The following is a 26,756-nucleotide window of genomic DNA, read 5'->3' on the forward strand; positions in this document are numbered from 1 at the left end:
TCCGCAATGAGCAAGCGACCGCTTAGTATGCGACCGACCGCCCAGTACGGACGACCGCCCCGGAGGACCCGCATGCAGGCATGGCGTGTACACGAGAACGGCGAGCCGGGCGAGGTGATGCAGTGCGACGAGGTCGACCGCCCCACCCCCGGTGACGGGCAGCTCCTGCTCAAGGTGCGCGCCGCCAACGTCAACTTCCCCGACGCGCTGCTGTGCCGGGGCACGTACCAGATCCGGCCGCCGCTGCCGTTCACCCCCGGCGTGGAGATCTGCGGCGAGACCGAGGACGGCCGCCGCGTCATCGCCACCAGCGCGCTCCCGCACGGCGGCTTCGCCGAGTACGCGCTCGCCGACGCCGCGACCGTGCTGCCCGCCCCCGAGGCGCTGGACGACGCCGAGGCGGCCGCCCTGCACATCGGCTACCAGACCGCCGTGTTCGGCCTCCACCGCCGCGCCGCCCTCAAGGAGGGCGAGACGCTGCTCGTGCACGCGGCCGCGGGCGGCGTCGGCAGCGCCGCCGTCCAGATCGGCAAGGCCACCGGCGCGACCGTCATCGGCGTGGTCGGCGGCCCCGAGAAGGCAGCCGTCGCCCGCCAGCTCGGCTGCGACGTGGTCGTGGACCGCCGCGCCGAGGACGTCGTCGCCGCGGTCAAGGCCGCCACCGGCGGACGCGGCGTGGACGTGGTCTTCGACCCGGTCGGCGGCGACGCCTACACCCAGTCCACCAAGGTGATCGCCTTCGAGGGCCGGATCGTGGTCGTCGGCTTCGCCAGCGGCACCATCCCCGCGCCCGCGCTCAACCACGCGCTGGTGAAGAACTACTCGGTCCTCGGCCTGCACTGGGGCCTGTACAACATCAAGGACCCGGCCGCGGTCCTGCGCTGCCACGAGACCCTCACCGAGTACGCCGCCAAGGGTCTGGTGAAGCCGCTGGTCAGCGAGCGGGTAGCGTTCGCCGGGGCCGCCGACGCCGTGCAGCGCGTCGCCGACGGCGTCACCACCGGCCGGCTCGTCGTCCTCCCGGCAGGAGCCGTCTCGTGACCGACGCAGCCGCCCTGACCGCGCGCACGCGGAAGCTGCTCGACGAGCACCCGCCTGCCACCACCCCGCGCCTCGACTTCCTGCGCGCCCGCTTCGACGCGGGGCTCGCCTGGGTGCACTACCCCGTCGGCCTCGGCGGCCTCGGCGCGCCGCGCTCCCTCCAGGCCGTGGTCGACGCCGAACTGGCCTCCGCCGGAGCCCCCGACAACGACCCGCGCCGCATCGGCATCGGCCTCGGCATGGCCGCGCCGACCGTCCTCCAGTACGGCTCCGAGGACGTCAAGCAGCGCTTCCTGAAGCCGCTGTGGACCGGCGAGGAGGTGTGGTGCCAGCTCTTCAGCGAGCCGGGCGCCGGCTCCGACCTCGCCGCGCTGGGGACGCGTGCGGTGCGGGAGGGGGACACGTGGGTCGTGGACGGCCAGAAGGTGTGGACCTCCAGCGCCCACACCGCCCGCTGGGCCATCCTCATCGCCCGCACCGACCCGGACCTGCCCAAGCACCGCGGCATCACCTACTTCATCTGCGACATGACCGACCCCGGTGTCGAGGTGCGGCCGCTGCGGCAGATCACCGGCGAGGCCGAGTTCAACGAGGTCTTCCTCACCGGCGTGCGCATCCCCGACGCGCACCGCCTCGGCGAGATCGGCGACGGCTGGCGGGTCGCCCAGACCACCCTGATGAACGAGCGGGTGTCCATCGGCGGCGGCCGGCTGCCCCGCGAGGGCGGCATGATCGGCAAGGTCGCGGAGACCTGGCGGGCCCGCCCCGAGCTGCGCACCCACGACCTGCACCAGCGGATGCTCGGCCTCTGGGTCGAGGCGGAGGTCGCCCGGCTCACCGGCGAGCGGCTGCGGCAGCAGCTCGTCGCGGGCCAGCCCGGGCCCGAGGGCAGCGCCATGAAGCTCGGCTTCGCCCGTCTCAACCAGGAGATCAGCGGCCTGGAGGTGGAACTCCTCGGCGCAGAAGGGCTGTTGTACTCCGACTGGACCATGGTCCGGCCCGAACTGGTCGACTTCACCGGCCGCGACGCCGGCTACCGCTATCTGCGCGCCAAGGGCAACTCGATCGAGGGCGGCACCAGCGAGGTGCTGCTCAACATCGTCGCCGAGCGGGTGCTCGGCCTGCCCGCGGAGCCGCGCAACGACAAGGACGTGCCCTGGAAGGAGCTGGCGCGATGAGCGACCTGCTGTACTCGGACACCGAGGACGACCTGCGGTCCGCGGTCCGCGCGCTGCTCACCGACCGGGCCGGGCCGAACGAACTCCTCGCCCGGGTCGAGACGGACAGCCCGTACGTCCCCGGCCTCTGGCGGACGCTCGCCACCGACATCGGCGCGGCCGGGCTGCTCGTCCCCGAGAAGCTCGGCGGGCAGGGCGCGAGCCACCGTGAGGCGGCGGTGGTCCTGGAGGAGCTGGGCCGCGCGGTGACGCCGGTCCCGTACCTGACCTCCTCGGTCATCGCGACCGAGACGCTCCTGTCGATCGAGGACCCGGGCGAGCAGGTCACCGACCTGCTGGCCGACCTGGCGGCAGGCCGCACGGTCGCGGTCCTGGCCGTCCCGCTCACCGCGGCCCCGGACTTCCGCCTGGCCACCGGCGGCCGGATCACCGGCGTCGCGGACGCGACGGCCGCGGACGTGCTGCTCGTCCCGCGCGCGGACGGGCTGTACGCGGTCCCGGCCGCCGAGGCCGTGATCGAACCGCAGACCCCGCTGGACCTGACCCGCCCGCTGGCCGCCGTCGACGCCGACGGCGCGGCAGGTGTCCGTCTGGCGGCCGGGGAAGCGGCGGCCGAGGCGATCCGCCGCGGCCTGCTGGCCGGCGCGGGACTGCTCGCCTCGGAACAACTGGGCCTGGCCGTCTGGTGCCTGGAGGAGACCGTCCGCCACACCAAGGACCGCTACCAGTTCAACCGCCCGGTCGGCTCGTTCCAGGCGCTCAAGCACCGCATGGCGCAGCTCTGGCTGGAGACGGTGAACGCCCGGGCCGCCGCCCGCGCGGCGGCGGACGCCCTGGCGACGGGGGACCCCGACGCACCACTGACGGTGGCCGTCGCCCAGGCGTACTGCTCGAACGTCGCGGTCCACGCGGCGGAGGAGTGCGTACAGCTCCACGGCGGCATCGGCATGACCTGGGAACACCCGGCCCACCTGGCCCTGAAGCGCGCCAAGTCCACCCAACTGGCCCTGGGCTCGGCCGGCCACCACCGCGCCGTGATCGCCGAACTGGCCGACCTCCCGGCCCCGGCGTAAGCCACACAACGGCCCCGCTCGCACACGAGCGGGGCCGTTGTGCGCCTGGGGCCCCGGCGCCCCGACGCCCCGACGGGCCGGCCCGACCCTCCCCGCCCGCGGGAGCCTGTCCCCTGCCCGACGGGCCGGCCCGACCCTCCCCGCCCGCGGGAGCCTGTCCCCTGCCCGACGGGCCTGACCAGACCCGCTCCCTACCCTCGGGAGCCTGCCCCAACGGGTTCACCCCCGGGGTGCCGAACCCGTTTCCGGCCCGTGCGGCCCCATCCCGGCGCGCGCGGCAGCTCGGGCCGCTGCCGTCCCTCGCCCCGCCCCGATCTCGCCCCCGGCAGGGTTCGGGAAGGGGCGGGGTGGGGGACCTGCCCTGGCCGCGCCCCGCACCGACCTGCGTTGTCAGTGGGCGCGGATAGTTTCGATCTCGTTCCGCCCGCGCCGGCCCCGCCGAGTCGCGGCATTCCCCTGCGCCCGTGAGGAGAAGGTGCGTTGTCGGACTGGGAGAGGTCGAGCACGGCCCGGGTGCTGCCGCCCGCGCGGCCCCGGAAACTCGCCAAGGTGCCGTTCGTCGAGCTGGCCGACGGCCGCCTGCAGGGCGTCGTGTCCAGCGGTTCGGACATCGGGCGTGTCTACGTGTCGTCCGTCGCCGCCGGCACGTACGCCTTCGCGTGCAGCACCAACAACAACCGCCCCTGCGGCGGCGCCCGCGGCTCGTTCTGCAACCACATCCGCGCCCTCGTCACCGAGGCCGTCCTCCAGTACGGCGCCGAGCGAGTCGCCCGCTACCTGAAGATCGACGCCCCGGAGGGCGCGGACCTCGCCGGGGTCATGACCGCCACCCGCCCCTCAGCGGGCGCCCGCGACGCCGCCGCCGTCGTGTTCAGCCGCTTCCTGCGCCACCTGGCGTACCTCGAACTCGCCCCGACCACTGCTCCGTTGCCGGAGATGCAGTGGTTCCCGCCCACCCGCGGCGGCGACCCGGCGGCGACCGCCGAGGAGCCGGTCGACGGGGTCGACGAAGCCCTCGCCGCCGTCGACGCCCTCGACCGCGCCCTGGTCACCGGACTGCTGCGCCCCCAGCCCGCCCAGGCCGCCGGACTCGCCGAGTTCGCCGAGGCGTTCGCCGCCTCCCCGCTCGCCTCCCGCGTGGCCGAGGCCGCCGAGAAGGCCGCCGCCGGCACCGCCGGCGAGGACCACCTCGTCGCCCTCGCCGCCGCCCGCACCGCCCTGCTCGGCTCCGTCCACGACGCCGTCGCCGAGCACGCCGCGCAGTTCGTACGCCGGGACCGCGCCCCGCACACCCCCGGCGACCCCGCCGCCGAGCAGCCCGCCAACCTCCTGGCCGCCGCCCGCTCCTGGCTCGCCGACGTCGCCCGCTCCGGCTGGCGGGGCCTCGACCACGAGACCGTCTCCGGCGCCGCCCCGGTCGTCACCGCGATGCTGCCCGACCCGGCCCTGCGCCGCCTCGCCACCCTCCTCGACGGCTTCGCCGCCGAGCTCGCCGCCTCCTGCCCGGGCGCCTCCCTGGAGCGCGTCCCGGTACGCCGCTGGGCCGACCTGTGGTCCCGCGCCCTGCTCCTCACCGTCCCCGGCGCGCTCACCGCCCCCGCCGCCACCGCCCCGGCCACCGGCCGGCTGCTGCCGCTCGGCGTCGACCTGCACGAGCACGCCACCGCCGTCCAGGCCCAGGTGCACGCCGTGTTCGAGCCCGCCGACGGCTCCCCGCCGCTGCTCGTACGCGCCTCCGCCTCCGCCCCGAAGCCCGACACGATCGTCGGCGCCGGCCTCTGGCAGCTGCTCCGCCCGCACATGTCCCTGCTCGCCGCCGTCGGCGAGGGCCGTTCCATGGAGCTCGACGCCATGCCCCTCACCGCCGAGGGCGACCTCGTCTGGGACGACGCCCGCGCCCGCACCGGAGAGCCCGCCGACGCCTTCGCCACCGCCCGCGTCGCCCTGTCCACCGCCGCCGAACCGGCCACCGCGCCCCTCGACCGGCATCCGGTGCGCCTCGCCGTGCCCGTCCTCCTGGAGGGGTACACCACCGAGAGCGACGACGACGGCGCGCTCACCCTCACCGTCGCCGGCCGGCCGCCGTACGCGGTGGAGACCGACCGACTCCCGGTCGCGGGCCCGCTCACCCCTGAGGCCGTCGCCGCCTCCGGCGCGTGCATCGCCCTGCTCCGCTGGGACGCCGGCGCCCACCGGCTCCAGCCGCTCGCCGTCGAGACGACCGTACGGAGGAAGACGGTCGCCCTGCACGCCGGCGGCTGGGCCGGCGGCACCACCGACAAGACCGGCGCCAAGGCCGAGAAGGCCGCCACCGACGCCGTCGCCGTCCTGCGCGAACGAGCCGGAAGGCTGCTGCGGAAATGACCGAAGAGACCACCCGGACCCCCGAGCCCGAGCCGTACGCGAACCGGCGGCAGGTCCTCTACTGGCGGCTGCTCGGCCGCCTCTTCGACCCCGAGGAGCAGCCGGCGCTCGAGACCGGCGCGCTCGCCGTCGTCGAGGACCTCGGACTGCCGTCCGGGCTGCTCGACCCGCAGACCTCCGTCGACTCGCTCGTCCAGCGCCACCCCGAGCTGGCCGGCGAGTTCGAGGGTCTGATGACCCCCGAGCCCGTGCCCGACGACGCGCGCGACCGCGCCGCCGAGGTGCGCCGGGCGGCCCTCGCCTCCAAGGTGCTGCTCAACGTGTTCGCCACCGGCTCCGGCACGGTCACCGCCGACCGGCTGGCCCGCTGGCAGTCCGACGCCGGCTGGCTGGAGCGCGCCCTCGGCCACGCCCCCGGCGCCCGGCGCGACCCCGAACTCGCCGGCATCGAGGCCGAGCTGGTCCGGCGGATGCACCTGCGCGAGGTCCTCGCCGACCCGAAGCTGGCCGCGCAGCTGACCCCGAGCCTGTCGCTGATCGAGCAGCTGCTGCGGGACAAGAGCAACCTGTCCGGAGTCGCCCTCGCCAACGCCAAGGCCCTCATCAAGCGGTACGTCGACGAGGTCGCCGACGTCCTGCGCACCCAGGTCGAGAAGTCGACCGTCGGCGCGATCGACCGTTCCGTCCCGCCCAAGCGGGTGTTCCGGAACCTCGACCTCGACCGGACCATCTGGAAGAACCTCACCAACTGGAGCCCGGAGGAGGAGCGGCTGTACGTCGACCGCCTCTACTACCGGCACACCGCCCGCCGCACCACACCGCAGAAGCTGATCGTCGTGGTGGACCAGTCCGGCTCGATGGTCGACTCCATGGTGAACTGCACGATCCTGGCGTCCATCTTCGCCGGACTGCCCCGGGTCGACGTCCACCTCGTCGCCTACGACACCCGGGCCATCGACCTCACCCCCTGGGTGAACGACCCCTTCGAGGCGCTGCTCCGCACCAACCTCGGCGGCGGCAACGACGGGCCGGTCGCGATGGCCATGGCCCGGCCGAAGATCACCGACCCGAAGGACACGGTCATGGTGTGGATCTCGGACTTCTACGAGTTCGACCGCTCCCAGCCTCTCTTCGAGGGCATCGAGGCGGTCCACCGCTCCGGCGTGAAGTTCATCCCCGTCGGTTCGGTGACCAGCTCCGGCCGCCAGGAGGTCAACCCCTGGTTCCGCGAGCGCTTCAAGGCCCTCGGCACCCCGGTGATCTCCGGCCACATCGACAAGCTCGTCCGCGAACTCAAGACGTTCCTCGCCTAGTCCTTCGTCTGCTTCCGCACTTCTCAGAAAGGCCCCTCATGTCCGACCTGTTGCGCGCCCCCGCCGAGCTCAAGTACGCCGAGGAACTGGACTGGCTGGAGTCGATCGACGACGCCCCCAAGCCCTTCTCCTGGCGGCTCTCCCCGAAGATGGTCCGGCTGTTCATCCTCGGTTCCGAGCGCGCCGACGGTCTCGACCGGGAGATCCCGCAGAAGTGGTTCGGCGACCGCAGCTTCGTCGAGCGTTCCATCGTCACCCTGGCCTCCGACCGCGGTCTGCTGCTCATCGGCGACCCCGGCACCGGCAAGAGCTGGCTGGCCGAACTCCTCGCCGCCGCGATCAGCCGGAACTCCACGCAGGTGGTGCAGGGCACCGCCGGCACCACCGAGGACCACATCAAGTACTCCTGGAACGTGTCCATGGTCATCGCCAAGGGCCAGTCCCGCGAGTCGATGATCCCCTCGCCGATCATGACGGCCATGGAGACCGGCACCATCGGCCGCTTCGAGGAGCTCACCCGCTCCACCAGCGACGTGCAGGACGCGCTGATCTCGATCCTGTCCGAGAAGTACATCTCGGTGCCCGAGCTCGACGGTGGCGAGAGCGGCGGCGAGAACATCGTGTTCGCCAAGCCCGGATTCTCCGTCATCGCCACCGCCAACAGCCGCGACCGGGGCGTCAACGACCTCTCCTCCGCACTGAAGCGCCGCTTCAACTTCGTCCGCATCCCCGTCGTCACCAACAAGAAGAGCGAGGCGGAGATCGTCCGCTTCCGCACCGAGGAACTGCTGCGCCGCCACCGGATCGAGCTGGACGTCCCGCCGACCCTGCTCGACGTGCTGCTGCAGAGCTTCGCCGATCTGCGCGCCTCCTCCGCCGCGGCCGGCAGCGACGACGAGAAGCTGGAGTCCGCGCTCTCCACGGCCGAGCAGATCGGCGTCCTCGAGGACGCGATCCTGCACGGCAACTTCTTCGGCGAGCAGGCCCTGACCGCCCGCACCCTGGCCTCCTCGCTGGTCGGCTCGCTCGCCCGGCGCGCCCCGGAGGACCTGGCCATCCTGAACAAGTACCTGCACGGGGTCGTCGAGCCGCGCAGCAAGGAGGACGGCGGCTCCTGGCCCGAGTTCCTGGAGGGCGGCCGCGACGCGATCGCCACCCTGTCATGACCGCCGCCCACGACGGGACCTTCGAGGCGCTCAGGGCCCAACTCCACGAGGCCGCGGCAACGTTCGCCGACGGGCCGGACGCCCTGGAGGGCATCCTGCTCGGCCTGGTCGACGATGTCGACCGCGCCGTCCGAGAGCCCCTGGAGATCTTCCCGGTCTGCCACCACTCCCCGGCGTCCGCGCTCGCGATGGCCCGCCGGCTGCGCGAGAAGCAGCCCAAGGTCGTGTACCTGGAGCTGTGCGAGGACATGGCGCCGCTCCTCACCGAACTGCGCAACTGCCGGCTGCCGGTGGCGGTGCAGGCGTTCGCCACCGAGACGGACGGCTTCCCCGCCGACTGGTCGCCGCTGTCCGTCGTCGCCCCGATCACCGAGGCCTCCGCCGAGTACCAGGCCATCGCCTACGCCCTGGACACCCCCGGCGTCGAACTCGTCCTGGTCGACCGTTCCTCGGACCACGTCTTCCAGTGGGACGCCCGCGCCGAGCGGGCGGGCACGGACCAGGAGCCGTCCGAGACGGCATCCACCGAGGAGGAGGCCGGGCTGCACGGCGACGCGTTCGGCGTGGAGATCGGCGACCTGCGCCCCCGGTTCGCCGAACTGGAGGAGCACCTGCTGCGGCACGGCCGCGTCCGGCACTGGTCGGAGTGGTGGCACCAGTACGTCGAACTGCCGCTGGGCGACGCCGACCACGACGCGTACCGCCAGGCCATGTTCCTCATCGGCAGCCTGTTCCGCCGGCTCGCCCCCGGCGACAGCCACAGGCTGCGGGTGGACGAGGACCGCGAGCGGTACATGTGGACCCGGATGCGCGAGCACCTGGCCGCGTCCGGTGCGGACCCCGAGGACTGCCTGTACGTGTGCGGCGCGTTCCACGCGGCCAGCCGGGTACCGGAGTTCGGCGTCCACGGCAGCGACACCTTCGCGATCGAGCCGCGCACCGCCACCGAGTGGCGGCACGGTCTGATCCCGTCGAGCCACGCGGCGATCGAGGCGCAGTTCGGCCTCGCCCCCGGATCGGTGTCCATCGCCGCCACCGTGTGGGCGAAGAACCTCGAGCGGAGCCGGGTCGAGCCGTACTGTCTGGCCGGCCAGGCCGGCGCGAAGAAGCGCCGCAAGGCCGCACCGCCCCCGCCCGTCGCACCGGCAGAGCCGGCCGACCGGCTCACCGGCTTCCTGCGGCGCCCGCCCGTCCTCGACGGCCTGGACGAGGCCGAACTCCTCGGCTGGTCCGTGGACATCGTGCGCGCCGCCCGGCGCAACGGCTACCTCGCCTCCACCGCCGACGCGATCGCGGTGTTCGAGACGTCGATCCTGCTCGCCGGGATGCGGGACCGGGCCCGGCCCACCCCGTACGACTTCCAGGACGCGGCCGTCACCTGCATCGAGAAGGACTCCGTGCCGGGCCGGCGTGACGTCCGCCGGCTCGTCGAGATCATGATGGGCGGCGACCGGATCGGCCAGGTCGGCTACGACGCGCTGCCGCCGCTCGCCCGCGACGTGCACGACCGCCTCGCCCCGCTGGAACTCCCGCTGCAGCAGCGCGGCGTCCGGCGCGCCCTGCTCGACATCGCAGGCCGGCCCGAGCTGGCACGCTGCTCCGACGTGCTCTGGATGCTCCGCTACCTGCTGCCGCACGGCGCGGCCCGCCCCATCATGGGCGACCGCGGCCTGGGGGAGCGGTCCGTCCAGGAGTCCTGGGACCTGGCGCTCGGCACCCACCAACGGGCCCTGATCGAGCTCGGCTACGAGGGCGTCAGCGTCGAGCAGGTCCTGGAACAGCGGCTGCGCCGCCGGGCGTACGACGCGCAGGCCACCGCGGCGACCGTCCTGGAGGCCGTCGAGGACGCGATCCGCTACCTGCGCAGCCGCCGCCTCGCCGACGAACTCGGCGCCCGCGCCCTGGAGGTGCTGGCCGCGGAGCGCACCGTCGACGGGGCGCCGGACGTCCTGCGGCGGGTGCGGCGCCTGCTCGCGTACTACCGCACCGCGGAACCGGTGCTGCCGGGCTGGATCGAGTCCTTCGTGAAGGCCGGCTACGCGCACTACTGCACGCTGCTGCCGACGGCGTTCACCGACGAGGAGGCGAGCGTCCGGCACGTCGCGGCGATGCTCGGGTTCCTCTTCGGCATGGAGTCCCTGGCGCTGTCCCTGGGCTGCGACCGGACGCAGCTGGAGCTTGCCGTCGCGCAGTCGCATCCGCAGGAGCCGGCGAAGACGGCGCTGCTCTGGGCCGCGCAGACGCAGCTGGACGTCCTGAGCAGGACGGAGTTGCGTGCCCGCTGCGACGCCCTGCTGGCCAACCCGATGGTGGTGCCCGCCTATCCGCAGTACCTCAGCGGCCTCCTGCACGCCCTCGAACCGGTCCCGGGTCTCACCGACTTCGTCGTCGAGGCCGTGTCGAACGCCTTCGGCCGGCTCCCCGACGCGGTGCTCCTGCCGTGGCTGCCCGCGCTGATCACCACCCTCCGCGCGAACGGGGCCGACCTGGCGCCGCTCCTGATCCGCGAGGCGGGCCGGATCTTCCCCGGCCGCCTGGCGGAACTGGACACGTGGATCCCGCCGTGGCGCCAGGCACCCGCCCCGGTGCCGTCCCGCCCTGGGGCCGGCGCCGGCACGGCATCGGGCGTCGCGCTCCTGGCCGCGCACCCCGCGGCCTGTGACGCGGTGGCCGGACTGCTCGGCTGCGACGGCGGCTGGTCGCGGCCCGCCGCCGCGACCGGGCCGGTCCTCCTGTCACGCCACCCGGAGTCGGCGCGCGCGGTGGAGGCGCTGCTGGGGTCCCGCTGACCGGACGCGCGAGAACGGGCGGGCCCGTGAAATCACCCGTACGGCCGCCATGCCGTACGGCCGGACGGGCCGCCCGTTCCGCCACACTTGCGGCCGAACGCCGTGATTCCGGCGCGGCGCAAGGAGGGTGAGGGCGATGGCGGTCTCGATTTCCGTGGTGCTTCTGCTGCTGATCCTGGCGGTGATCTTCCTCCGCAACGGCGGGCTGAAGATCAGCCATGCGCTGGTCTGCGCCCTGCTCGGCTTCTTCCTCGCGGGCACGAGCATGGCCCCCAGCATTCACAACGGCGTCGCCGCCACCGCGGACGTGGTGAGCAGCCTCAAGCCGTGACGCGGGTTCCGCCCCGCAGCGTTGCACGATCATGAACTGCCCGTGAAACCGTGGGCCGTTGCATGTACTTCTCGGGAAGCCGGGCCTAACGTCGGCCGCCGGCGCGACCCAAGTACCCACCCGAGGAGCCGTGATGCCCGCCTGCTTTGGACGAGCCCGCGCCCGCGTGCTCGCCGTCGTCGCCGCGCTCTGCGCGACCGCGCTGGTCGGCGCCGTACCGCCGGCGCTCGCCGACGACATCCCGCTCGCGCCGGGACACCGCCTGGTCGCCCCCTACGAGGGCGCACCCGCCACCGCCCGCCCGGTGCCCGCGGACCCGCCGCCCCAGCACCCGTACCTCGCGCCCAACGGCCGCAGCGGCATGCACGCCGACGCCGCCGGCAGCGGGACGCACCCGTACTCCGGCCCGCTCGGCCGCAACCCGCAGGTGACCAGCGAGAAGATCGCCGCACTCGGCGGCGAGTGCGCCACCGCCACCTTCGACGCCGGCGGCCGGCTGCTGACCGTCTGCGGCACGTTCACCGGCTTCCTGCTCAAGCTGCTCGACCCGCGCACGCTGGCCACCCTCGCCGAGTACAAGCTGCCGCAGCGCCCCTCCACGGTGGAGGCGGTGACTCGGCTCGACTTCGAGAAGATCTTCAAGGACACCTCGGGCGGCGCGTACTTCTACCTCGACGACCGGGACCGCGTGGTCCTCGCCGATTCGCGGCAGCACGTCCTGCGCATCGCGCACGGCCAAGCCCCGGACGGGACCTGGTCGTTCACCGTCGAGGACGACTGGGACCTCACCTCCCACGTCCCGCACGACTGCGTCAGCTGGACCAACCTCTTCCCGAGCGGCGTCTGCGACCCGGTCACCTCCGTCATGCCCGACTGGCTGGGACGCATCTGGTGGGTGACCCGGCTGGGCCGCGTCGGCACGGTGGATCCGGCGACCGGCACGCTGAAGTCCCTCCGGCTGCCCGGCGAGGAGATCCAGAACTCCTTCTCCGTCGCCGCCGACGGCGTCTCGATCGTCTCCGACCACGCCCTGTACAGCTTCCGCGCCGCCCCCGACGGCACCCCTCTCGTCCAGTGGCGGCAGACGTACGACCGGGGCAGCGGTCCCAAGCCCGGCTCCGTGAACCAGGGTTCGGGCACGACGCCCGATCTGTTCGGCGACGGCTACGTCGCCATCACCGACAACGCCGACGACCGCATGAACGTTCTCGTGTACCGGCGCGCCCCCGGCATCCCCGCCGACCGCCGGCTCGTCTGCCGGGTCCCGGTCTTCGGCGCGGGCGCCTCCACCACCGACAACTCGCTGATCAGCTGGGGTGACAGCCTGGTCGTCGAGAACAACTACGGCTACGAGAACCCGGCCGGTCTCACCCTCGGCCGCAGCGTGGTCGGCGGCGCGACCCGGATCGACGTCCGCCCCGACGGCAGCGGCTGCGACACGGTCTGGGAGAGCGACGTCCGCTCCCCGTCCACCGTCCCGAAGCTCTCCACCGCCAACGGCCTGCTCTACTTCTACGAGAAGCAGCCCCACGCCCTCGGCATCGACGCGTGGTACCTCACCGCCGTCGACTTCCGCACCGGCAAACGCGTCTGGAAGCGTCTCACCGGCACCGGTCTCCTCTACGACAACAACTGGGCCCCCATCACCCTCGGCCCCGACGGCACCGCGTACATCGGCGTCTTCAACGGCCTCGTCGCCGTCCGCGACAGGACCTGACCCGGGCATGGGGAAGCGCCCGGTGCCGGCTGGAGGACCGGTGGCCGGGCGCCTCTCCGCGCGGGGACCGGGCTCAGACCATCTCGGGCATGTCGCCTTCGGTGGTCTCGGTGTCGATGACCGCGAAGGCCGCACCCTGCGGGTCGACGAGCGCGGCGAAGCGGCCGAAGGGGGTGCCCATCGGGCCGAAGACCTTGCGGCCGCCCAGCTTCTCCGCCTTCGCGATGGCCTCGTCGCAGTCGTCGACGCCGAAGTAGACCTGGACGTACGACGGGATCTCCGGCGGGAAGTCCTCCGTCGTCATCTTCATCCGGCCGAGGACGGGCATCTCGCCGCCGAGGTCGAAGACCTTGAAGTCGACGTTGTCGTCGACCATCGTCTTGGTGTTGTAGCCGAAGACGGAGGTGAGGAAGGCGTCGGACTTCTCCGGCTCGCGGCTGAACACCTCGGCCCAGGTGAACGCGCCCGGCTCGCCCTCCAGTTCGAAGCCCTCGTGCGTACCGCCCTGCCAGATGCCGAACACGGCGCCCGCCGGGTCCTGTGCGATCGCCATGGAACCGAAGTCACCGACCGCCATCGGCTCCATCAGCACCTTCCCGCCCGCCCCGCTGATCTTCCGAGCGGTCGCGTTCACGTCGTCCGACGCGAAGTACAGACACCAGGCCGAGACCGGTTCGCCCTCGCCGGGCATCGGCGGGACGACGGCCGCGACCGCCTTGCCGTCCTTGTACGCCTGCGTGTAGTTGCCGTACTCCGAGGACGCCTCGCCGAAGGTCCAGCCGAGCACCTCGCCGTAGAAGGTCTTCGCCCCCTCCACGTCGGTGAACGCCGCGTCGGCCCAGACAGGCGTGCCCTCAGGTCGTGCTGCCATGACGGTGACTCTCTTCCGATCGATGGTTCCTTCCGCGAGCCACGCTAACCACGGCCCGTGCCCGCCGCACGGTGACCGGCCGGGGCGCACCGGGTCGGCCCGTTCCGGTCACGTCCGGTCGGTACCGGTCACCCGCGGGTGAACACCCCGATGCCGTTCGGCACCGGCCGCTCCACCCCGCCGCTCGGATGGTTGCGGACCGTGACCGCCCCCGCGCCCGCCGACCGCGCGACCATCGTCGACGACCCCCCGCCGTCCAGGCTCAGCGCCTGCGACGAACCCAGCCCGGCCATCAGGTCCGCCACCTCGGCGACCGTCAGCCCGCTGCGGAACCCCGGCCCGCCGTCGAGTGCCATCAGCAGCAGCCACCGTCCGTCCGGCCCGATCCCGGCCGCCGAGCGCACCGCGAAGGCCACCCGGTCCAGCCCGTCCAGCGGGACCCCGTCCCGCAGCACCGGGAACCCGCCGACCGCGAAGCGGAACGGCGTCCCGGACTCCTCCGCCACCAGCCGGTGCCGCACGGACACCGCGTCGCCGACCGCGAGCCGGCGCAGTTCCCGCGCCCCGGCCTCCCGGCCCACCAGGACCTCCGTGCCCTCGGGGATCCGGCCCCGGCCGGGCTGCTCGGCCACCGCCGCCACCCGGCCCGCCCGCACCGTGACCTCGAACGTCTCCGCGCTGCACGGCGCGGGGCGGCTGGTGTCGGTGCCGCAGGTGGCCCGCAGCCGGGACGGCGCGCCCCAGTCGGACGTGAACACGCCGATCGAGCCGACCGGCAGGGCGTACTGGTTCAGGCCCCCGAGCGGCAGGTGCGTGCCCCGCGTGGTCACCGTCCCGTCCAGCTCCAGTGCCCCGAGCCGGGCCCGGCCGTCGTAGCCGACACCGAGCACGTCCCGGGTGCTGGTGCCCGGCGGCAGCGCCGGGCCGAAGCGCTGCCCGTCCGGCACCGCCGCCTTCAGCGCCTTGCCGTCGGCGACCGCCGGGCCGACGGCCGCGCCGGTCGCCTCCACGCCGGGGTGCTGGGTCTCGGAGATGTGGAAGAAGTCCCCGTTCACGCCGCCGACCGCCCGCTGCGCCTCGGCGAGTGCGGACAGCGGGGCCCGCGCGGCGACTTCACCCGGATGGAGCAGGCCGACCGACACGTCCGGCTCGGTCAGGTCCACGGAGAGCAGATGCGCCCGGACCGGGCCCTTCACGCCGTCGAGGTCGAGCGTCGCGTACCGGACCCCCGGCGTGAGCGCGGTCCACGACCGCGTCCGGACCGCCGATGCGGCGGCGGAGGACGGTGCGCCCACGACGAGCAGGGCGCACCAGGCGAGTAACAGGGAGAGCAGTTGCGGCGTACGGACACGGGTCGGCGGCGTCACGGAACCTCCTGATGCTCAGTCAACTCGGCAACGGCCTGACGAGTTGACCAGAATCAGGAGACTAGGAGCCAATCACCCGGGAACGGATCAGAAAACGCACGCCCTCCGGCGCCTCCAGCGAGAAGCCGCTGCCGCGGCCGGGCACCACGTCCACGATCAGCCGCGTGTGCGCCCAGACCTCGTGCTGCGCACGGGACATCCAGAAGGGCACCGGCTCGGCGACCCCGGGCACGGTCAGCGACTCCAGGAGCACGTCGGAGTCACCGGTACGGAAGTCGCCGTCCGGATAGCACATCGGCGCGCTGCCGTCACAGCAGCCGCCGGACTGATGGAACATCAGCGGCCCGTGCCGCACCCGCAGCAGGCACAGCAGGTCCGCCGCGGCGGGCGTCAGTTCCACCCGCGGTTCCCCGGACGCGTCCATGGCCCGCCCCTTTCTCCCGGTTCGGTGCGTCCAGGAGACACCGCGGGAGGTTGCAGCGGGGTTGCGCCCTCCGACGCGGGGTCAGAAGTGTGCGGCGAACCAGCCGGCCGCCAGCTCGCCGACCCGCTCCAGCGTCCCCGGCTCCTCGAACAGATGCGTCGCGCCCGGGACGACGTCGAGCCGGTTCTCGCAGCGCATGCGGGCCTGTGCCCGGCGGTTGAGGTCCAGCACCAGGTCGTCCCGTCCGCCGACGATCAGCAGCGTCGGGGCGCGGACCACCCCGAGGCGCGCCTCCGCCAGGTCGGGCCGGCCGCCCCGCGACACCACCGCGGACACCGTCGACGCCGGCTCCCCGGCCGCCCACAGCGCGGCCGCCGCCCCAGTGCTGGCACCGAAGTACCCGGTCGGCAGCCGCCGCGTGTCCTCACGGGCCGCCACCCAGGCGGTTGCCTCGGCGAGCCGCCCGGCGAGCAGTCCGGTGTCGAACACATTGGCCCGGTCCGCCGCCTCCGCGTCGGTGAGCAGGTCGAACAGCAGGGTGCCCAGCCCCGCCCGGTTCAGCCGGGCCGCGACCGCGCGGTTGCGCGGGCTGTGCCGGCTGCTGCCGCTGCCGTGCGCGAACAGCACCACGCCGGACGCGCCCGCGGGCAGGGTCAGCTCCCCGCCGACCTCCGCGCCGCCGACCGGCAGCCGTACCTCGACCGGAGACGCCGTCGCGGAAGCGGCGGGCCCGGAGCCGTACGCGGCCCGGTTGCGCTCCAGGCAGGCGACGACGTCCTCGTCCGGGGTCTGCGAGAAGTCCCGGTAGAACTCGCCGATGGCGCGGAAGATCACCGGCTCCTGCACACAGACCGCCTCGTCCGCGCTGGTGCCGACCCGCTCGGCCCGCCAGCCCGCCGGTGCGACGGGCACCGCGAGCACGATCCGGCCCGCGCCCGCGGCCCGCACGACGTGGCAGGCCGCGAGGGCCGTCGCCCCGGTGGCCAGACCGTCGTCCACGACGATCACGGTCCGGCCCTCGAGCGGCACCGGCTGCCGCGCCCCGCGGTAGCGCGCGGACCGCTCCTGCAGGACGGCGCGCTCGCGCTCCTCCACGGCCGCGAGCTGCCGGGCCGAGACCCCGCCGCGGCTCACCACGTCCTCGTTGATCACCTTCACTCCGCCCTCGCCGATCGCGCCCATCGCCAGCTCCGGCTGGTACGGCACGCCCAGCTTGCGGACGAGACACAGGTCCAGCGGGGCGGCGAGCGCGTCGGCGACCTGTTCGGCGACCGGCACCCCGCCCCGGGGCAGCCCCAGGACCACCGGGTCCGCGGCCTTGAGATGCGTCAGCCGGGCGGCGAGCTGCCGGCCCGCGTCGATCCGGTCGGTGAAGTACATGTCGTGCTCCTCGTCAGGCCGGCCGTGCCGTCGGCGTCCCGTCCGGCGCGCGCTCCACGCGCACGCCGAGGGGCCGGCTGATCCGGCCGAGCACCTCGTGCAGCCACTGCCCGTCCCGGGACGAGGCATGCTCCAGACGCAGCCGCCGCGACTGGAACGGGGCCAGCCGGGCCTCCAGGAACGCGCCGTCGTCCGCGTCCACCGCGACGATGGGCAGCAGCCGCAGGTCGTCGCGGTACTCGGCGTAGCCGGAGATGCCCTCGTAGTCGTTGATCAGGTCCCCGCAGCCGTGCAGGACGAGACGGCCGCGGTACGTCTCCAGGGGGCGCGGGTGGTGCGAGGAGTGGCCGTGCACCACGTCCGCGCCCGCGTCGACCAGCAGGTGTGCCAGGCCAGCGAGGTCGCGCGGCACGCCGTAGCCCCAGTTCGAGCCGCCGTGCACGGACACCACGACGACGTCCCCGGGGGCCTTGTCGGCGCGGATGCGGGCGGCGAGCCGGACCGCGGTCCCGTCCCCGGGCCCGGAGGCGTAGTGCACCCCGGCACGGTCCGGTCCGGCGGCCCAGTCGGGCGGGACGCCGCTGGAGGCCAGGCCCAGGGCGTGCACCACGACCCGGCCGCCGTGCGGCAGCGGGACGACGGCGGGCCGCGCCGCCCCCTCGGCGTCCAGGCCCGCCCCGGCGGTGCGCACCCCGGCGGCGTCGAGCGCGGTGAGGGTGTCGTGGAGGCCGGCCGGTCCGTGGTCCAGGACGTGGTTGTTCGCGAGGACGCACACGTCGGGGCGGGCGACGGTCAGCGCGGGCAGGTTCGCCGGATGCATGCGGTAGTGCAGCGGCTTGCCGGGCGCACGCTCCCCGCCCGCGGTCACCGCCGTCTCCAGGTTGACGATCCGCGCGTCGGGCGCCGCCCGCTCCAGGACGCCGAGTGCCTCGCCCCAGGGGTAGGAGGGGTCCACCGGCCGGGGAATCGGCCCGTTGACCGCCTCCGCCAGCGCCACGTAGTCCCGTGCGTCGCGCACGTACGGCTCGGCCAGGGCCGGATCCACCGGATGCGGCAGGATCTGGTCGACGCCCCGGCCGAGCATGACGTCACCGCACAGGAACAGCCTGACCTGCGCCCTGCCCACGCCTCCAGGGTAGGCCGCCGGCCCCGTGCGGCGGGGCGTCGCCGGCGGTCACCCTCAGTTGCCGCCGACCTCGACGCCGGGCTCGTAGTTGGTCAGCACGCAGCCCGCGACGCTCGCCCGCTCCAGGCGGTAGCCCTCCGGGGCGGTGAAGCCCGGCTCGCAGTTCAGATACAGGAACCGCAGCTGGTACAGGCCGTGCCGGACGCTCTGGTCGTTGGTCTCGACGGCGATGTTCTCGCCGACGAGCAGCCGGCTCGCGGTGGCCCTGAGCCGGTTGTCGTCCTTCAGGTCCTCCTGCTGGGCGGCCTTCGCCCGGGTCTGAAGGGCCGCCATGTCGTCGACGGTGTCGAGCCAGGTGAGGTTGCTCGCGCGCTGCGCGCCGCCGGGGTTGCCGCAGATCGCCCGGTCCTCGACGCCCCAGGAGCGGTGGTCCCCGGTGACGACCGGCTGGTAGTCGATCGACTCGATGGCGAGCGCCTCCGGGTCGGTGGAGTAGCCGGTGCAGTCCACGGTGTGCGGATGGACCAGCTTCTTCAGCTCGTCCAGGCTGCCGGCGCGCGGCAGGCCGAGGCTGCCGTCGCCGGACTGCCCGGGCTTCTCGGACGCGCCGACCGCCGGGCCGCGCGGGGCCGGACTCGTCACGGCCGTCGTGCGGTCGCCGTCCTCGCAGGCGGTGAGGAGGGTGAGGGAGGCAAGGGCGGCGGTCGCGGCAAGGATCCGCTTCAGGTGCATGGTGGGCTTTCGTCGAGGCGATTCGGCGCCGGGTCGGTGGCGTGAACATGCTAGGCGTTGTCGATCTTCGGAAGGGAATCGCCGTGAGACGGGAGGCACTTGTGCCCGACGCCGACCGACTGTTTTGCGGTGCAAGGCAGTCGTGACTATCTTGTACCGCATGACAATGGAGCCGGCCGGGGCCGACGACCAGCGGCGCAGCCAGCTCCTGCGCGGCGTGCTCGACGTGTGCCTGCTCGCATTGATCGCCGAACGGCCGCGCTACGGCTTCGAGTTCACCCAGGCGCTCGCCGACAGCGGCCTCGACCTCGTCCGGGAGGGCAGCATCTACCCGCTGCTCGCCCGGCTGGAGCGGGGTGGACTCGTCGACTCGTACCGGGCGGCGTCCGCCAGCGGCGGCGCCCCGCGCAAGTACTACCGGCTCACCGACACGGGCCGCGCCGCGCTCGCCGAGGGGCGGACGGCGTGGCAGAGCTTCGCCGGCCCGGTGACCCGCATTCTCGACGGCACCACATCCACACCCACGGGGGACAGCGCACCATGACGACGACGGACACCACGGGGCACGACCGCATCCTCGCCATCTGCCGCAGCAACTGGGAGTACCGAGGCATCGACGACGCCTCCCTGCGCGAGATGCTCCAGGAGCTCGAAGCCCACCTGCAGGACGCCGAGGCCGCCGGCCGGACCGCGCGCGACGTCGTCGGCGAGGACGTCCCCGCCTTCGCCGCCGCCTGGGCCCGCAACCGGGCGCCGCTGCACCGGAGGGCCCTGCGCCTGGCGGCCATGGCCTGCTGGGCCGTCGGCTTCCTGTTGCTGCTGCGCCACCTGATCCGGTGGACCACCGAACTGACCGTCGACGCCGGGGATCTGGCCTTCTGGGGGCTGGTCGCCACGGTCACCGTCGCCTGGGAGCTCAAGCGCGGCAGCCTCGGGCTCGGCAGGAGCTGGCTGCTCGCCTCCGTCGTCGGAGTGCCCGCGGCGCTGGCCGTCCGGTTCCTCGCCGGGGACGGGGTGCTGTTCACCCTGCCGCTGTGGGCGGCCCCGATCCTGCTGCTGCCCATGCTCCCGTACGTCGTCGCGGACACGCGCGCCAAGAAGGCACAGTCGGCGGCCCGCTGACCGCCGTCAGTCCCTGACCGACAGCACGATCTTGCCGGTCGTGCGCCCGCTCTCGGCGAGTTCGTGCGCCTTCGCCGCGTCCTCCAGGGGCAGCGCCGCGTCGACCTGGACCTTCACGACGTACTCGGCGTAGGTGCCGGCCGGCAGCGGCTGGCGCGGCATGCCGAACACCTCGTCGCCCGGCCGGTAGAGGGTGACGCCCGGGCCGACCGCCTCGACGACGCCGGAGACGTCCCAGCCGAGCCGTACCGGAGCGTCGCCGCCGGCCAGACCGCCGGTCGCGCGGTGCCAGGCGCACGGCAGCGACGTCGCCCACCGGGTGGCCCGGCTGTGCGTGGTGCCGCCGCACCGCGAGGGCGGCCAGGCGCAGTACATCGAGCGCCCGCTCCCGGAGGACACCGTCGCCACGACGGGCGCGACGCGGGAGTGGGCGGTGGGAGAGCTGCACCGGCCGCTGTCGCTCGCCGAGCTGGCGGCGCACGCGCGGATGAGCGTGCGGACGTTCTCGCGCCGCTTCCGCGAGGAGGTCGGCACCACCCCGGGGCAGTGGCTGGCCCGGCAGCGGCTCGACCGGGCGCGACGGCTCCTGGAGACCACGGATCTCACCGTGGACCGGGTGGCCGCGGAGGCCGGCTTCGGCACGGCGGTCTCGTTGCGCCAGCATCTGGCGGCGGCGGTCGGTGTCTCGCCCACGGCGTACCGCCGGACCTTCCACCGGGAGCCGGCAGCCTGATATGCGTGCCCTGTTCCGTTATGTGAGTCTTGTGGTATCCCCTCGCCCGGGATCCACCACAGGAGGGATGATCGTGGGCAAGAAACAGACGCGCCGAAACGCCGGTGCCCGCACCGGCGGCCATGCCGAACGCACCCCGCCGACGGAATCCAGGCCCGAGCCGAGACGATCCCCCGAGGCCGACACCACCCGAGCCATCTCGGAACCGTCCCACCGCAAGGAACGGAAGTTCGGCCACAACTAGACCACCCGGGACCCTTCCGTCCCCCAGGGCGCCCGGCTCGTCACCGTGACGAGCCGGGCGCCCCGCGTCACGTTCCGGGGTCGGTCACGAATCGAGAAGCGCGGGGCCCGCGGCGCGGATAGGTTGGCGGGGAAGCAAGGGGCCGCGGGCCTCGGGGACGCGGCCGGCGGGGTGCCGGAGGGACGGAGAGACGATGACCAGGGCCAGGAAGACGGAGACGCACGCCGCGGACAGTCACGATCTGATCCGGGTGGTCGGAGCGCGGGAGAACAATCTCAAGGACGTCAGCATCGAGATTCCCAAGCGGCGCCTCACCGTGTTCACGGGTGTCTCCGGGTCCGGCAAGAGCTCGCTGGTGTTCGACACGATCGCCGCCGAGTCCCAGCGCATGATCAACGAGACGTACAGCGCCTTCGTCCAGGGCTTCATGCCGAGCACGGCGCGCCCCGAGGTCGACGTGCTCGACGGGCTGACCACCGCGATCTCCGTGGACCAGAGCCGGATGGGCGGCGACCCCCGCTCCACCGTCGGCACCGCCACCGACGCCAACGCCATGCTCCGCATCCTCTACAGCCGGCTCGGCAAGCCGCACATCGGCGGCCCCAAGGCGTACTCCTTCAACGTCGCCTCCATCAGCGGCGCCGGCGCGGTCACCGTGAAGAAGGCCGGGCAGACCGTCAAGGAGCGCCGCAGCTTCAGCATCACCGGCGGTATGTGTCCGCGCTGCGAGGGCCGGGGAGCGGTCTCCGACATCGACCTCGCCCAGCTCTACGACGACACCAAGTCCATCGCCGAGGGCGCCTTCACCATCCCGGGCTGGAAGTCCGACAACGTCTGGACCGTCGGCATCTACGCCGAGTCCGGCTTCCTCGACCCGAACAAGCCGATCCGCGAGTTCACCAAGAAGGAGATGCAGGACTTCCTCTACCGCGAGCCGACCAAGGTCAAGGTCAACGGCGTCAACCTCACCTACGAGGGCCTGATCCCCAAGATCCAGAAGTCCTTCCTCTCCAAGGACCGCGAGGCCATGCAGCCGCACATCCGCGCCTTCGTGGAGCGGGCGGTCACCTTCACCACCTGCCCCGACTGCGAGGGAACCCGGCTCACCGCCGAGGCCCGCTCCTCCAAGATCATGCGGAAGAGCATCGCCGACCTGTGCGCCATGGAGATCCGGGACCTCGCCGAGTGGATCCGCGGTCTGGAAGAGCCCTCCGTCGCGCCGCTGCTCACGACCCTGCAGCAGACCCTCGACTCCTTCGTCGACATCGGCCTCGGCTACCTCTCCCTCGACCGCGCCGCCGGCACCCTCTCCGGGGGCGAGGCCCAGCGAGTCAAGATGATCCGCCACCTCGGCTCCTCGCTCACCGACGTCACGTACGTCTTCGACGAGCCCACCGCCGGCCTGCACCCGCACGACATCCAGCGGATGAACGGCCTGCTGCTGCGGCTGCGCGACAAGGGCAACACCGTCCTCGTCGTCGAGCACAAGCCCGAGGTCATCGCCATCGCCGACCATGTCGTCGACCTGGGCCCCGGTGCCGGCACGGGCGGCGGCACCGTCTGCTACGAGGGCACCCTGGACGGCCTCCGCGCCGCCGGCACCGTGACCGGCCGCCACCTCGACGACCGCGCCCGCGTGAAGGAGACCGTCCGCGAGTCCACCGGCGCGCTGCAGATCCGCAAGGCGAGCGCCAACAACCTGCGCAACGTGAACGTCGACGTCCCGCTCGGCGTGCTCACCGTCATCACCGGCGTCGCCGGCTCCGGCAAGAGCTCCCTGGTGCACGGCTCGATCCCGGCGGAGGAGGGCGTGATCTCCGTCGACCAGGCCCCGATCCGCGGCTCCCGCCGCAGCAACCCGGCCACGTACACCGGCCTCCTGGAGCCGATCCGCAAGGCGTTCGCCAAGGCCAACGGCGTCAAGCCGGCCCTGTTCAGCGCCAACTCCGAGGGCGCCTGCCCCACGTGCAACGGCGCCGGCGTCATCTACACCGACCTCGGCATGATGGCCGGGGCCAGCACCACCTGCGAGGAGTGCGACGGCAAGCGCTTCGACGCCTCGGTCCTCGAGTACCGCTTCGGCGGCCGCGACATCAGCGAGGTCCTGGCCATGTCCGTCACCGAGGCCGAGGAGTTCTTCGGCAGCGGCGACGCGCACACGCCGGCCGCGCACCGGATCCTCCAGCGGCTCGCCGACGTCGGCCTCGGCTACCTCACCATCGGCCAGCCCCTCACCACGCTCTCCGGCGGCGAGCGCCAGCGCCTCAAGCTCGCCACACACATGGCCGACAAGGGCGGCGTCTACGTCCTCGACGAGCCGACCACCGGACTGCACCTCGCCGACGTCGAGCACCTGCTCGGCCTGCTCGACCGGCTCGTCGAGTCCGGCAAGTCGGTGATCGTCATCGAGCACCACCAGGCCGTCATGGCCCACGCCGACTGGATCATCGACCTCGGCCCCGGGGCGGGCCACGACGGCGGACGGGTCGTCTTCGAGGGCACCCCCGCCGACCTCGTCGCCGCCCGCTCCACCCTCACCGGCGAGCACCTCGCCGACTACGTGGGCGCCTGACCGGACGAGAACGGCGGCCCGGCCCCCACCCGGGGCCGGGCCGCCGCGCCCTGTACTCGGCTCAGCGCGCGTCCTCCCGCAGCAGGTCCGCGCACTTCTCGCCGATCATCATGGTCGTGATGCACGGGTTCACCGTCACCAGGTCCGGCATCACGGAACCGTCCGCGACCCGCAGACCGGGCACGCCCTTGACCCGCAGCCGCGCGTCCACCGGCGCCATGGCGTCGTCGTCCGCACCCATCTTCACCGTGCAGGCGGGGTGGTAGACCGTGTTGTGCGTGGTCCGGATGTACTCCAGCAACTCCGTGTCGGAGCGCACGTCCGGTCCCGGCGCCAGCTCCGCGCCCGTCCAGCCCGACAGCGCCGGCTGCCGCGCGATGCGGCGGGCCAGCTTCAGGCCGAAGGTCATCACCCGCTCGTCGTGCTCGTGCGTGAAGTACCGCGGGTCCACCATCGGCTTGTCCCGGTAGTCCCTCGTCCGCAGCCGCACCGTGCCCCGCGACTTCGCCCGGGTCACGTTCGGCGTGAGACAGAAGGCGTTCTCCGACGTCGGATAGCCGTGCCGGGCGGTGTTCATGTCGAACGGCACCGAGCCGTAGTGGAACATCAAGTCCGGCCGGTCCAGGCCCGGTTGCGTGTCGTAGAAGATCCCGGCCTCCCACCACTGGCTGGACGTGGCCGGCATGGGCTGCTTCGCCTCCCACATGATCACGCCCTCCGGGTGGTCCTGGAGGTTCTCGCCCACGCCGGGCGCGTCGACGACCACGTCCACGCCGACCTCCCGCAGATGCGCCGCCGGGCCGATCCCGGAGAGCATCAGCAGCTTCGGAGTGTCGATGGCGCCGCACGACACGACGACCTCGCGCCGGGCCCGTACGGTCCGGGTGTGCACCAGGTCCGGGTCCAGGTACTGGGCACCCACGCACCGCCCGTCCTCCAGGACCAGCTTCTTCGCCCGGACGCCGGTGCGTATCTCCAGATTGGGCCGCTTGCCCATGACCGGATGCAGATACGCCACCGACGACGACTGCCGGATGTTGTTCTCGTCCGAGTTGATCTGGAACCAGTTGGCCCCGCGCACCACCGTCCGCCCCGTGTTGAACGGCGTCGTCGGGATGCCCGCCTGCGCGCACGCCTCGAGGAGGGCGGTACCGCACGGGTCGCCGCCCTTGAGGGTGCGCAGCTTCACCGGTCCGGTGCGGCCGTGGTGCTCGCCCGGCGCGTCGTTGTTCTCCAGGCGCCGGTACAGCGGGAAGAGGTCCGCCGCGCTCCAGCCCGTGCAGCCGCCCGCCGCCCAGTCGTCGAGGTCCTCGGCCGGCGCCCAGAACGCGATGCACGAGTTGTGCGAGGAGCAGCCGCCGAGCACCTTGGCCCGCGCGTGCCGCATGAAGCTGTTGCCGCGCTCCTGCGGCTCGACCGGGTAGTCCCAGTCGTAGCCGGACTCCAGGAGGCCCATCCAGCGCTCCAGCTTCATCACGTCGTCGTTGCCGACGTCGCTCGGCCCCGCCTCCAGGACGCACACGGTGACGCTCGGGTCCTCGCTGAGCCGCGCGGCCACGACGTTGCCGGCCGTGCCGCCGCCGACGACGACGTAGTCGAAGACCTCGTGTCCTTCGTTCGCAGCGCTCATCAGGGGGAGACCTCCTTGTGCACGGCGGTGTCGGGGGACGTGACGGCCGCGTGTTCGGCCAGCACCCCCGTACGGTGCCGCTGGACGAACCAGTAGTAGGCGAAGCCGCCGAGCGCGATCGCGCCCACGAAGAGCACCGCGCCCCAGCGCAGGTACCAGTGGTAGGGGGCGGCGGCGTTGTAGACGGCGGCCCGCGGCCAGATCAGGTTGACGGTCATGAAGCCGCCCCACAGGACGGCCAGCAGGTTCACCGGCAGGCCCCAGCGGCCCAGCGAGAACTTGCCCTCGGCCGGCTGCCACCTGCCGCGCAGCCGCGCGACCAGCATCGGGCCGGTGACCAGCAGATAGGCGATGTAGATCATGATGATGCCGATGCTGGTGACCACGGTGAAGATCTGCGGCTGGCGGATGTTGACCACCAGGATCGCCAGCGCGAGCACACCGATGATCACGGTCGGCAGCACCGGGGTGCCGAAGCGCGGGCTGACCTTCGCGAGCCGCGCCGAGCCCGGCAGGTTGTTGTCCCGCGCCATCGCGAACGCGAGCCGGATCGCCGCGGTGTGCACGGCCAGGGCGCACACGGTGACCGCGATCAGCACGCACCACAGCATCGCCTTGCCGGCCGTCGGGCCGAGCACGTCGAGCACGACGTACTGCAGGCCGTCCGTGGACAGCTTCTCGCCGCGCAGACTGGACACGCTCATCAGCGCGAGCAGCAGGATCAGGCCGCCCAGGACGAACGAGGCCACGATGGCCCGGATGATGGCACGCGGCGCGTTGCGCGAGGGGTCGAGCGACTCCTCGCCCAGCGAGGCGGCCGTGTCGAAGCCGTACATGACGTACGCGGACGCCAGCGAGGCCACCAGGAAGGCGCCGAGGTAGCCGAACGACTGCCCCGAACCGGTCCCCGCGGTCTCGGTGACCACCTCCGGGCCGCGCACCACGTTCACCGCGAGCAGCACGATGAGCACGACGGTGGCGATCAGTTCGAGGAACACGCCGGCCGTGTTGATCCGGGCCATCAGCTTCACGCCGAAGGCGTTCACCAGCGTGGTGAACAGGATCAGCACGCCCGCGAGCAGCACCGCGTTCGTCGCCACGTCGTACGTCCCCGTGCCGTCGCCGACGAACTGGAAGAACGAGGAGATCTGAGGCAGCGTCAACTGGTAGGCGAGCGCGACGGCCGCGATCGACACGACCGAGGCCAGCAGCATCATCCAGCCGGCCAGCCAGCCGACGTGCGGATTGCCCACCTTCTTGGCCCAGTTGTAGATCGAGCCGGCCACCGGATAGCGGGCGGCGAGCTCGGCGAAACAGAGCGCCACCATGAACTGCCCGGCGAACACCAGCGGCCAGGACCACCAGTACGCGGGCCCGCCGCTGGCGTAGCCGAAGTAGAACAGCTGGAACGTGCCGGTGAGGATCGAGATGTACGAGATCCCCGCGGCAAAGGTGTGGAAGTTGCCCAGGGTGCGCTTGAGTTCCGGGCGGTAGCCGAACTCGGCCAGCTCGGCGTCGTCGGACGGCTCGCCGGTGGTTCTGGGACCGGGCGGTGCAGTGGTCATGGTCGTCTCCTGGTGGGG

Annotated in this window: 20 protein-coding genes and 2 pseudogenes; 13 read left to right on the forward strand and 9 right to left on the reverse strand. The window is 73.1% G+C overall.

From position 1 onward, the window contains the following. The first annotated feature begins 72 nt into the window (after positions 1–72). The 9 genes from ABZO31_RS30540 (at position 73) to ABZO31_RS30580 (ending at position 12,972) form a co-directional block, all read left to right on the forward strand. Positions 73–1,041, forward strand: a complete 969-nt coding sequence (locus tag ABZO31_RS30540; RefSeq protein WP_406864560.1) for an NADPH:quinone oxidoreductase family protein — start codon at positions 73–75, stop codon at positions 1,039–1,041. Beyond that, complete coding sequence (locus ABZO31_RS30545) at positions 1,038–2,219, forward strand: acyl-CoA dehydrogenase family protein (RefSeq protein WP_406864561.1); 1,182 nt, start codon at positions 1,038–1,040, stop codon at positions 2,217–2,219. The genes ABZO31_RS30540 and ABZO31_RS30545 overlap by 4 nt, the downstream gene beginning before the upstream one ends. Continuing rightward, positions 2,216–3,292 (forward strand): acyl-CoA dehydrogenase family protein, encoded by a 1,077-nt coding sequence (locus tag ABZO31_RS30550; RefSeq protein ID WP_406864562.1) that lies wholly within the window; start codon positions 2,216–2,218, stop codon positions 3,290–3,292. The genes ABZO31_RS30545 and ABZO31_RS30550 overlap by 4 nt, the downstream gene beginning before the upstream one ends. Positions 3,293–4,228: 936 nt before the next feature. Next, the gene (locus ABZO31_RS30555) at positions 4,229–5,656 is read left to right on the forward strand and encodes a hypothetical protein (protein ID WP_406865531.1); all 1,428 of its coding nucleotides are present in this window, start codon (positions 4,229–4,231) and stop codon (positions 5,654–5,656) included. Next, entirely contained in the window at positions 5,653–6,969 is a 1,317-nt protein-coding gene (locus ABZO31_RS30560; RefSeq protein WP_406864563.1) for a VWA domain-containing protein, read from the forward strand. The genes ABZO31_RS30555 and ABZO31_RS30560 overlap by 4 nt, the downstream gene beginning before the upstream one ends. A 38-nt stretch (positions 6,970–7,007) precedes the next feature. Next, a complete protein-coding gene (locus tag ABZO31_RS30565; protein ID WP_406864564.1) occupies positions 7,008–8,135 on the forward strand; it encodes an ATP-binding protein in 1,128 nt (375 codons plus the stop codon). After that, positions 8,132–10,924 carry a hypothetical protein gene (locus tag ABZO31_RS30570; RefSeq protein ID WP_406864565.1) on the forward strand — a complete coding sequence of 931 codons (2,793 nt, stop codon included), beginning with the start codon at positions 8,132–8,134 and terminating at the stop codon, positions 10,922–10,924. The genes ABZO31_RS30565 and ABZO31_RS30570 overlap by 4 nt, the downstream gene beginning before the upstream one ends. Positions 10,925–11,060: 136 nt before the next feature. Next, entirely contained in the window at positions 11,061–11,255 is a 195-nt protein-coding gene (locus ABZO31_RS30575; protein WP_406864566.1) for a hypothetical protein, read from the forward strand. Between the two features lie 133 nt (positions 11,256–11,388). Further along, complete coding sequence (locus tag ABZO31_RS30580; protein ID WP_406864567.1) at positions 11,389–12,972, forward strand: hypothetical protein; 1,584 nt, start codon at positions 11,389–11,391, stop codon at positions 12,970–12,972. Between the two features lie 73 nt (positions 12,973–13,045). Here ABZO31_RS30580 and ABZO31_RS30585 read toward each other — a convergent pair whose 3' ends face one another. The 6 genes from ABZO31_RS30585 to ABZO31_RS30610 all read right to left on the reverse strand — a co-directional run bounded on the left by ABZO31_RS30585 (position 13,046) and on the right by ABZO31_RS30610 (position 18,872). Beyond that, positions 13,046–13,843 (reverse strand): VOC family protein, encoded by a 798-nt coding sequence (locus tag ABZO31_RS30585; RefSeq protein ID WP_406864568.1) that lies wholly within the window; start codon positions 13,841–13,843, stop codon positions 13,046–13,048. A gap of 128 nt (positions 13,844–13,971) precedes the next feature. Continuing rightward, positions 13,972–15,210 carry a phosphodiester glycosidase family protein gene (locus tag ABZO31_RS30590; protein WP_406864569.1) on the reverse strand — a complete coding sequence of 413 codons (1,239 nt, stop codon included), beginning with the start codon at positions 15,208–15,210 and terminating at the stop codon, positions 13,972–13,974. 61 nt (positions 15,211–15,271) lie between these two features. Further along, on the reverse strand, positions 15,272–15,634 hold the full coding sequence (locus ABZO31_RS30595) for a DUF779 domain-containing protein (RefSeq protein WP_406864570.1): 363 nt from the start codon (positions 15,632–15,634) through the stop codon (positions 15,272–15,274). Between the two features lie 81 nt (positions 15,635–15,715). Next, entirely contained in the window at positions 15,716–17,014 is a 1,299-nt protein-coding gene (locus ABZO31_RS30600; RefSeq protein ID WP_406864571.1) for a phosphoribosyltransferase family protein, read from the reverse strand. Between the two features lie 13 nt (positions 17,015–17,027). Then, on the reverse strand, positions 17,028–18,140 hold the full coding sequence (locus ABZO31_RS30605) for a CapA family protein (RefSeq protein WP_406864572.1): 1,113 nt from the start codon (positions 18,138–18,140) through the stop codon (positions 17,028–17,030). A gap of 54 nt (positions 18,141–18,194) precedes the next feature. Then, a complete protein-coding gene (locus ABZO31_RS30610; protein ID WP_406864573.1) occupies positions 18,195–18,872 on the reverse strand; it encodes a hypothetical protein in 678 nt (225 codons plus the stop codon). Between the two features lie 160 nt (positions 18,873–19,032). On the opposite strand from ABZO31_RS30610, the gene ABZO31_RS30615 reads away from it, so the two are divergent. Both ABZO31_RS30615 and ABZO31_RS30620 read left to right on the forward strand, forming a co-directional pair. Then, positions 19,033–19,416, forward strand: a complete 384-nt coding sequence (locus tag ABZO31_RS30615; protein ID WP_406864574.1) for a PadR family transcriptional regulator — start codon at positions 19,033–19,035, stop codon at positions 19,414–19,416. Beyond that, on the forward strand, positions 19,413–19,994 hold the full coding sequence (locus tag ABZO31_RS30620; protein WP_406864575.1) for a hypothetical protein: 582 nt from the start codon (positions 19,413–19,415) through the stop codon (positions 19,992–19,994). The genes ABZO31_RS30615 and ABZO31_RS30620 overlap by 4 nt, the downstream gene beginning before the upstream one ends. 6 nt (positions 19,995–20,000) lie before the next feature. Here ABZO31_RS30620 and ABZO31_RS30625 read toward each other — a convergent pair. Further along, positions 20,001–20,264: pseudogene (locus tag ABZO31_RS30625) on the reverse strand (zinc-binding dehydrogenase); the annotation flags it as partial. Between the two features lie 25 nt (positions 20,265–20,289). Here ABZO31_RS30625 and ABZO31_RS30630 point away from each other — a divergent pair. Together ABZO31_RS30630 and ABZO31_RS30635 are read left to right on the forward strand one after the other, a co-directional pair. After that, positions 20,290–20,727, forward strand: a pseudogene (locus tag ABZO31_RS30630) (GlxA family transcriptional regulator); the annotation flags it as partial. 437 nt (positions 20,728–21,164) lie between these two features. Further along, positions 21,165–23,543 (forward strand): ATP-binding cassette domain-containing protein, encoded by a 2,379-nt coding sequence (locus ABZO31_RS30635; RefSeq protein WP_406864576.1) that lies wholly within the window; start codon positions 21,165–21,167, stop codon positions 23,541–23,543. 61 nt (positions 23,544–23,604) lie between these two features. On the opposite strand, the gene ABZO31_RS30640 is transcribed toward ABZO31_RS30635, so the two are convergent. Beyond that, positions 23,605–25,173, reverse strand: a complete 1,569-nt coding sequence (locus ABZO31_RS30640; RefSeq protein WP_406864577.1) for a GMC family oxidoreductase — start codon at positions 25,171–25,173, stop codon at positions 23,605–23,607. Continuing rightward, positions 25,173–26,738: an APC family permease gene (locus ABZO31_RS30645; RefSeq protein ID WP_406864578.1), complete on the reverse strand. Its 1,566-nt coding sequence runs from the start codon at positions 26,736–26,738 to the stop codon at positions 25,173–25,175. The genes ABZO31_RS30640 and ABZO31_RS30645 overlap by 1 nt, the downstream gene beginning before the upstream one ends. Positions 26,739–26,756 lie beyond the last annotated feature (18 nt).

This window comes from Streptomyces solicamelliae (assembly GCF_045348655.1).
GTDB classification, from domain to species: Bacteria; Actinomycetota; Actinomycetes; order Streptomycetales; family Streptomycetaceae; genus Streptomyces; species Streptomyces solicamelliae.

What these genes read in the sequence shown, in the direction of transcription:
- ABZO31_RS30565 (WP_406864564.1), top strand. Translation starts at nt 7,008, where the DNA reads ATGTCCGACCTGTTGCGCGCCCCCGCCGAGCTCAAGTACGCCGAGGAA.
- ABZO31_RS30600 (WP_406864571.1), bottom strand. Translation starts at nt 17,014, where the DNA reads ATGTACTTCACCGACCGGATCGACGCGGGCCGGCAGCTCGCCGCCCGG.
- ABZO31_RS30560 (WP_406864563.1), top strand. Translation starts at nt 5,653, where the DNA reads ATGACCGAAGAGACCACCCGGACCCCCGAGCCCGAGCCGTACGCGAAC.
- ABZO31_RS30635 (WP_406864576.1), top strand. Translation starts at nt 21,165, where the DNA reads ATGACCAGGGCCAGGAAGACGGAGACGCACGCCGCGGACAGTCACGAT.
- ABZO31_RS30615 (WP_406864574.1), top strand. Translation starts at nt 19,033, where the DNA reads ATGACAATGGAGCCGGCCGGGGCCGACGACCAGCGGCGCAGCCAGCTC.
- ABZO31_RS30610 (WP_406864573.1), bottom strand. Translation starts at nt 18,872, where the DNA reads ATGCACCTGAAGCGGATCCTTGCCGCGACCGCCGCCCTTGCCTCCCTC.
- ABZO31_RS30645 (WP_406864578.1), bottom strand. Translation starts at nt 26,738, where the DNA reads ATGACCACTGCACCGCCCGGTCCCAGAACCACCGGCGAGCCGTCCGAC.
- ABZO31_RS30555 (WP_406865531.1), top strand. Translation starts at nt 4,229, where the DNA reads ATGCAGTGGTTCCCGCCCACCCGCGGCGGCGACCCGGCGGCGACCGCC.
- ABZO31_RS30550 (WP_406864562.1), top strand. Translation starts at nt 2,216, where the DNA reads ATGAGCGACCTGCTGTACTCGGACACCGAGGACGACCTGCGGTCCGCG.
- ABZO31_RS30585 (WP_406864568.1), bottom strand. Translation starts at nt 13,843, where the DNA reads ATGGCAGCACGACCTGAGGGCACGCCTGTCTGGGCCGACGCGGCGTTC.
- ABZO31_RS30640 (WP_406864577.1), bottom strand. Translation starts at nt 25,173, where the DNA reads ATGAGCGCTGCGAACGAAGGACACGAGGTCTTCGACTACGTCGTCGTC.
- ABZO31_RS30620 (WP_406864575.1), top strand. Translation starts at nt 19,413, where the DNA reads ATGACGACGACGGACACCACGGGGCACGACCGCATCCTCGCCATCTGC.
- ABZO31_RS30540 (WP_406864560.1), top strand. Translation starts at nt 73, where the DNA reads ATGCAGGCATGGCGTGTACACGAGAACGGCGAGCCGGGCGAGGTGATG.
- ABZO31_RS30580 (WP_406864567.1), top strand. Translation starts at nt 11,389, where the DNA reads ATGCCCGCCTGCTTTGGACGAGCCCGCGCCCGCGTGCTCGCCGTCGTC.
- ABZO31_RS30595 (WP_406864570.1), bottom strand. Translation starts at nt 15,634, where the DNA reads ATGGACGCGTCCGGGGAACCGCGGGTGGAACTGACGCCCGCCGCGGCG.
- ABZO31_RS30570 (WP_406864565.1), top strand. Translation starts at nt 8,132, where the DNA reads ATGACCGCCGCCCACGACGGGACCTTCGAGGCGCTCAGGGCCCAACTC.
- ABZO31_RS30575 (WP_406864566.1), top strand. Translation starts at nt 11,061, where the DNA reads ATGGCGGTCTCGATTTCCGTGGTGCTTCTGCTGCTGATCCTGGCGGTG.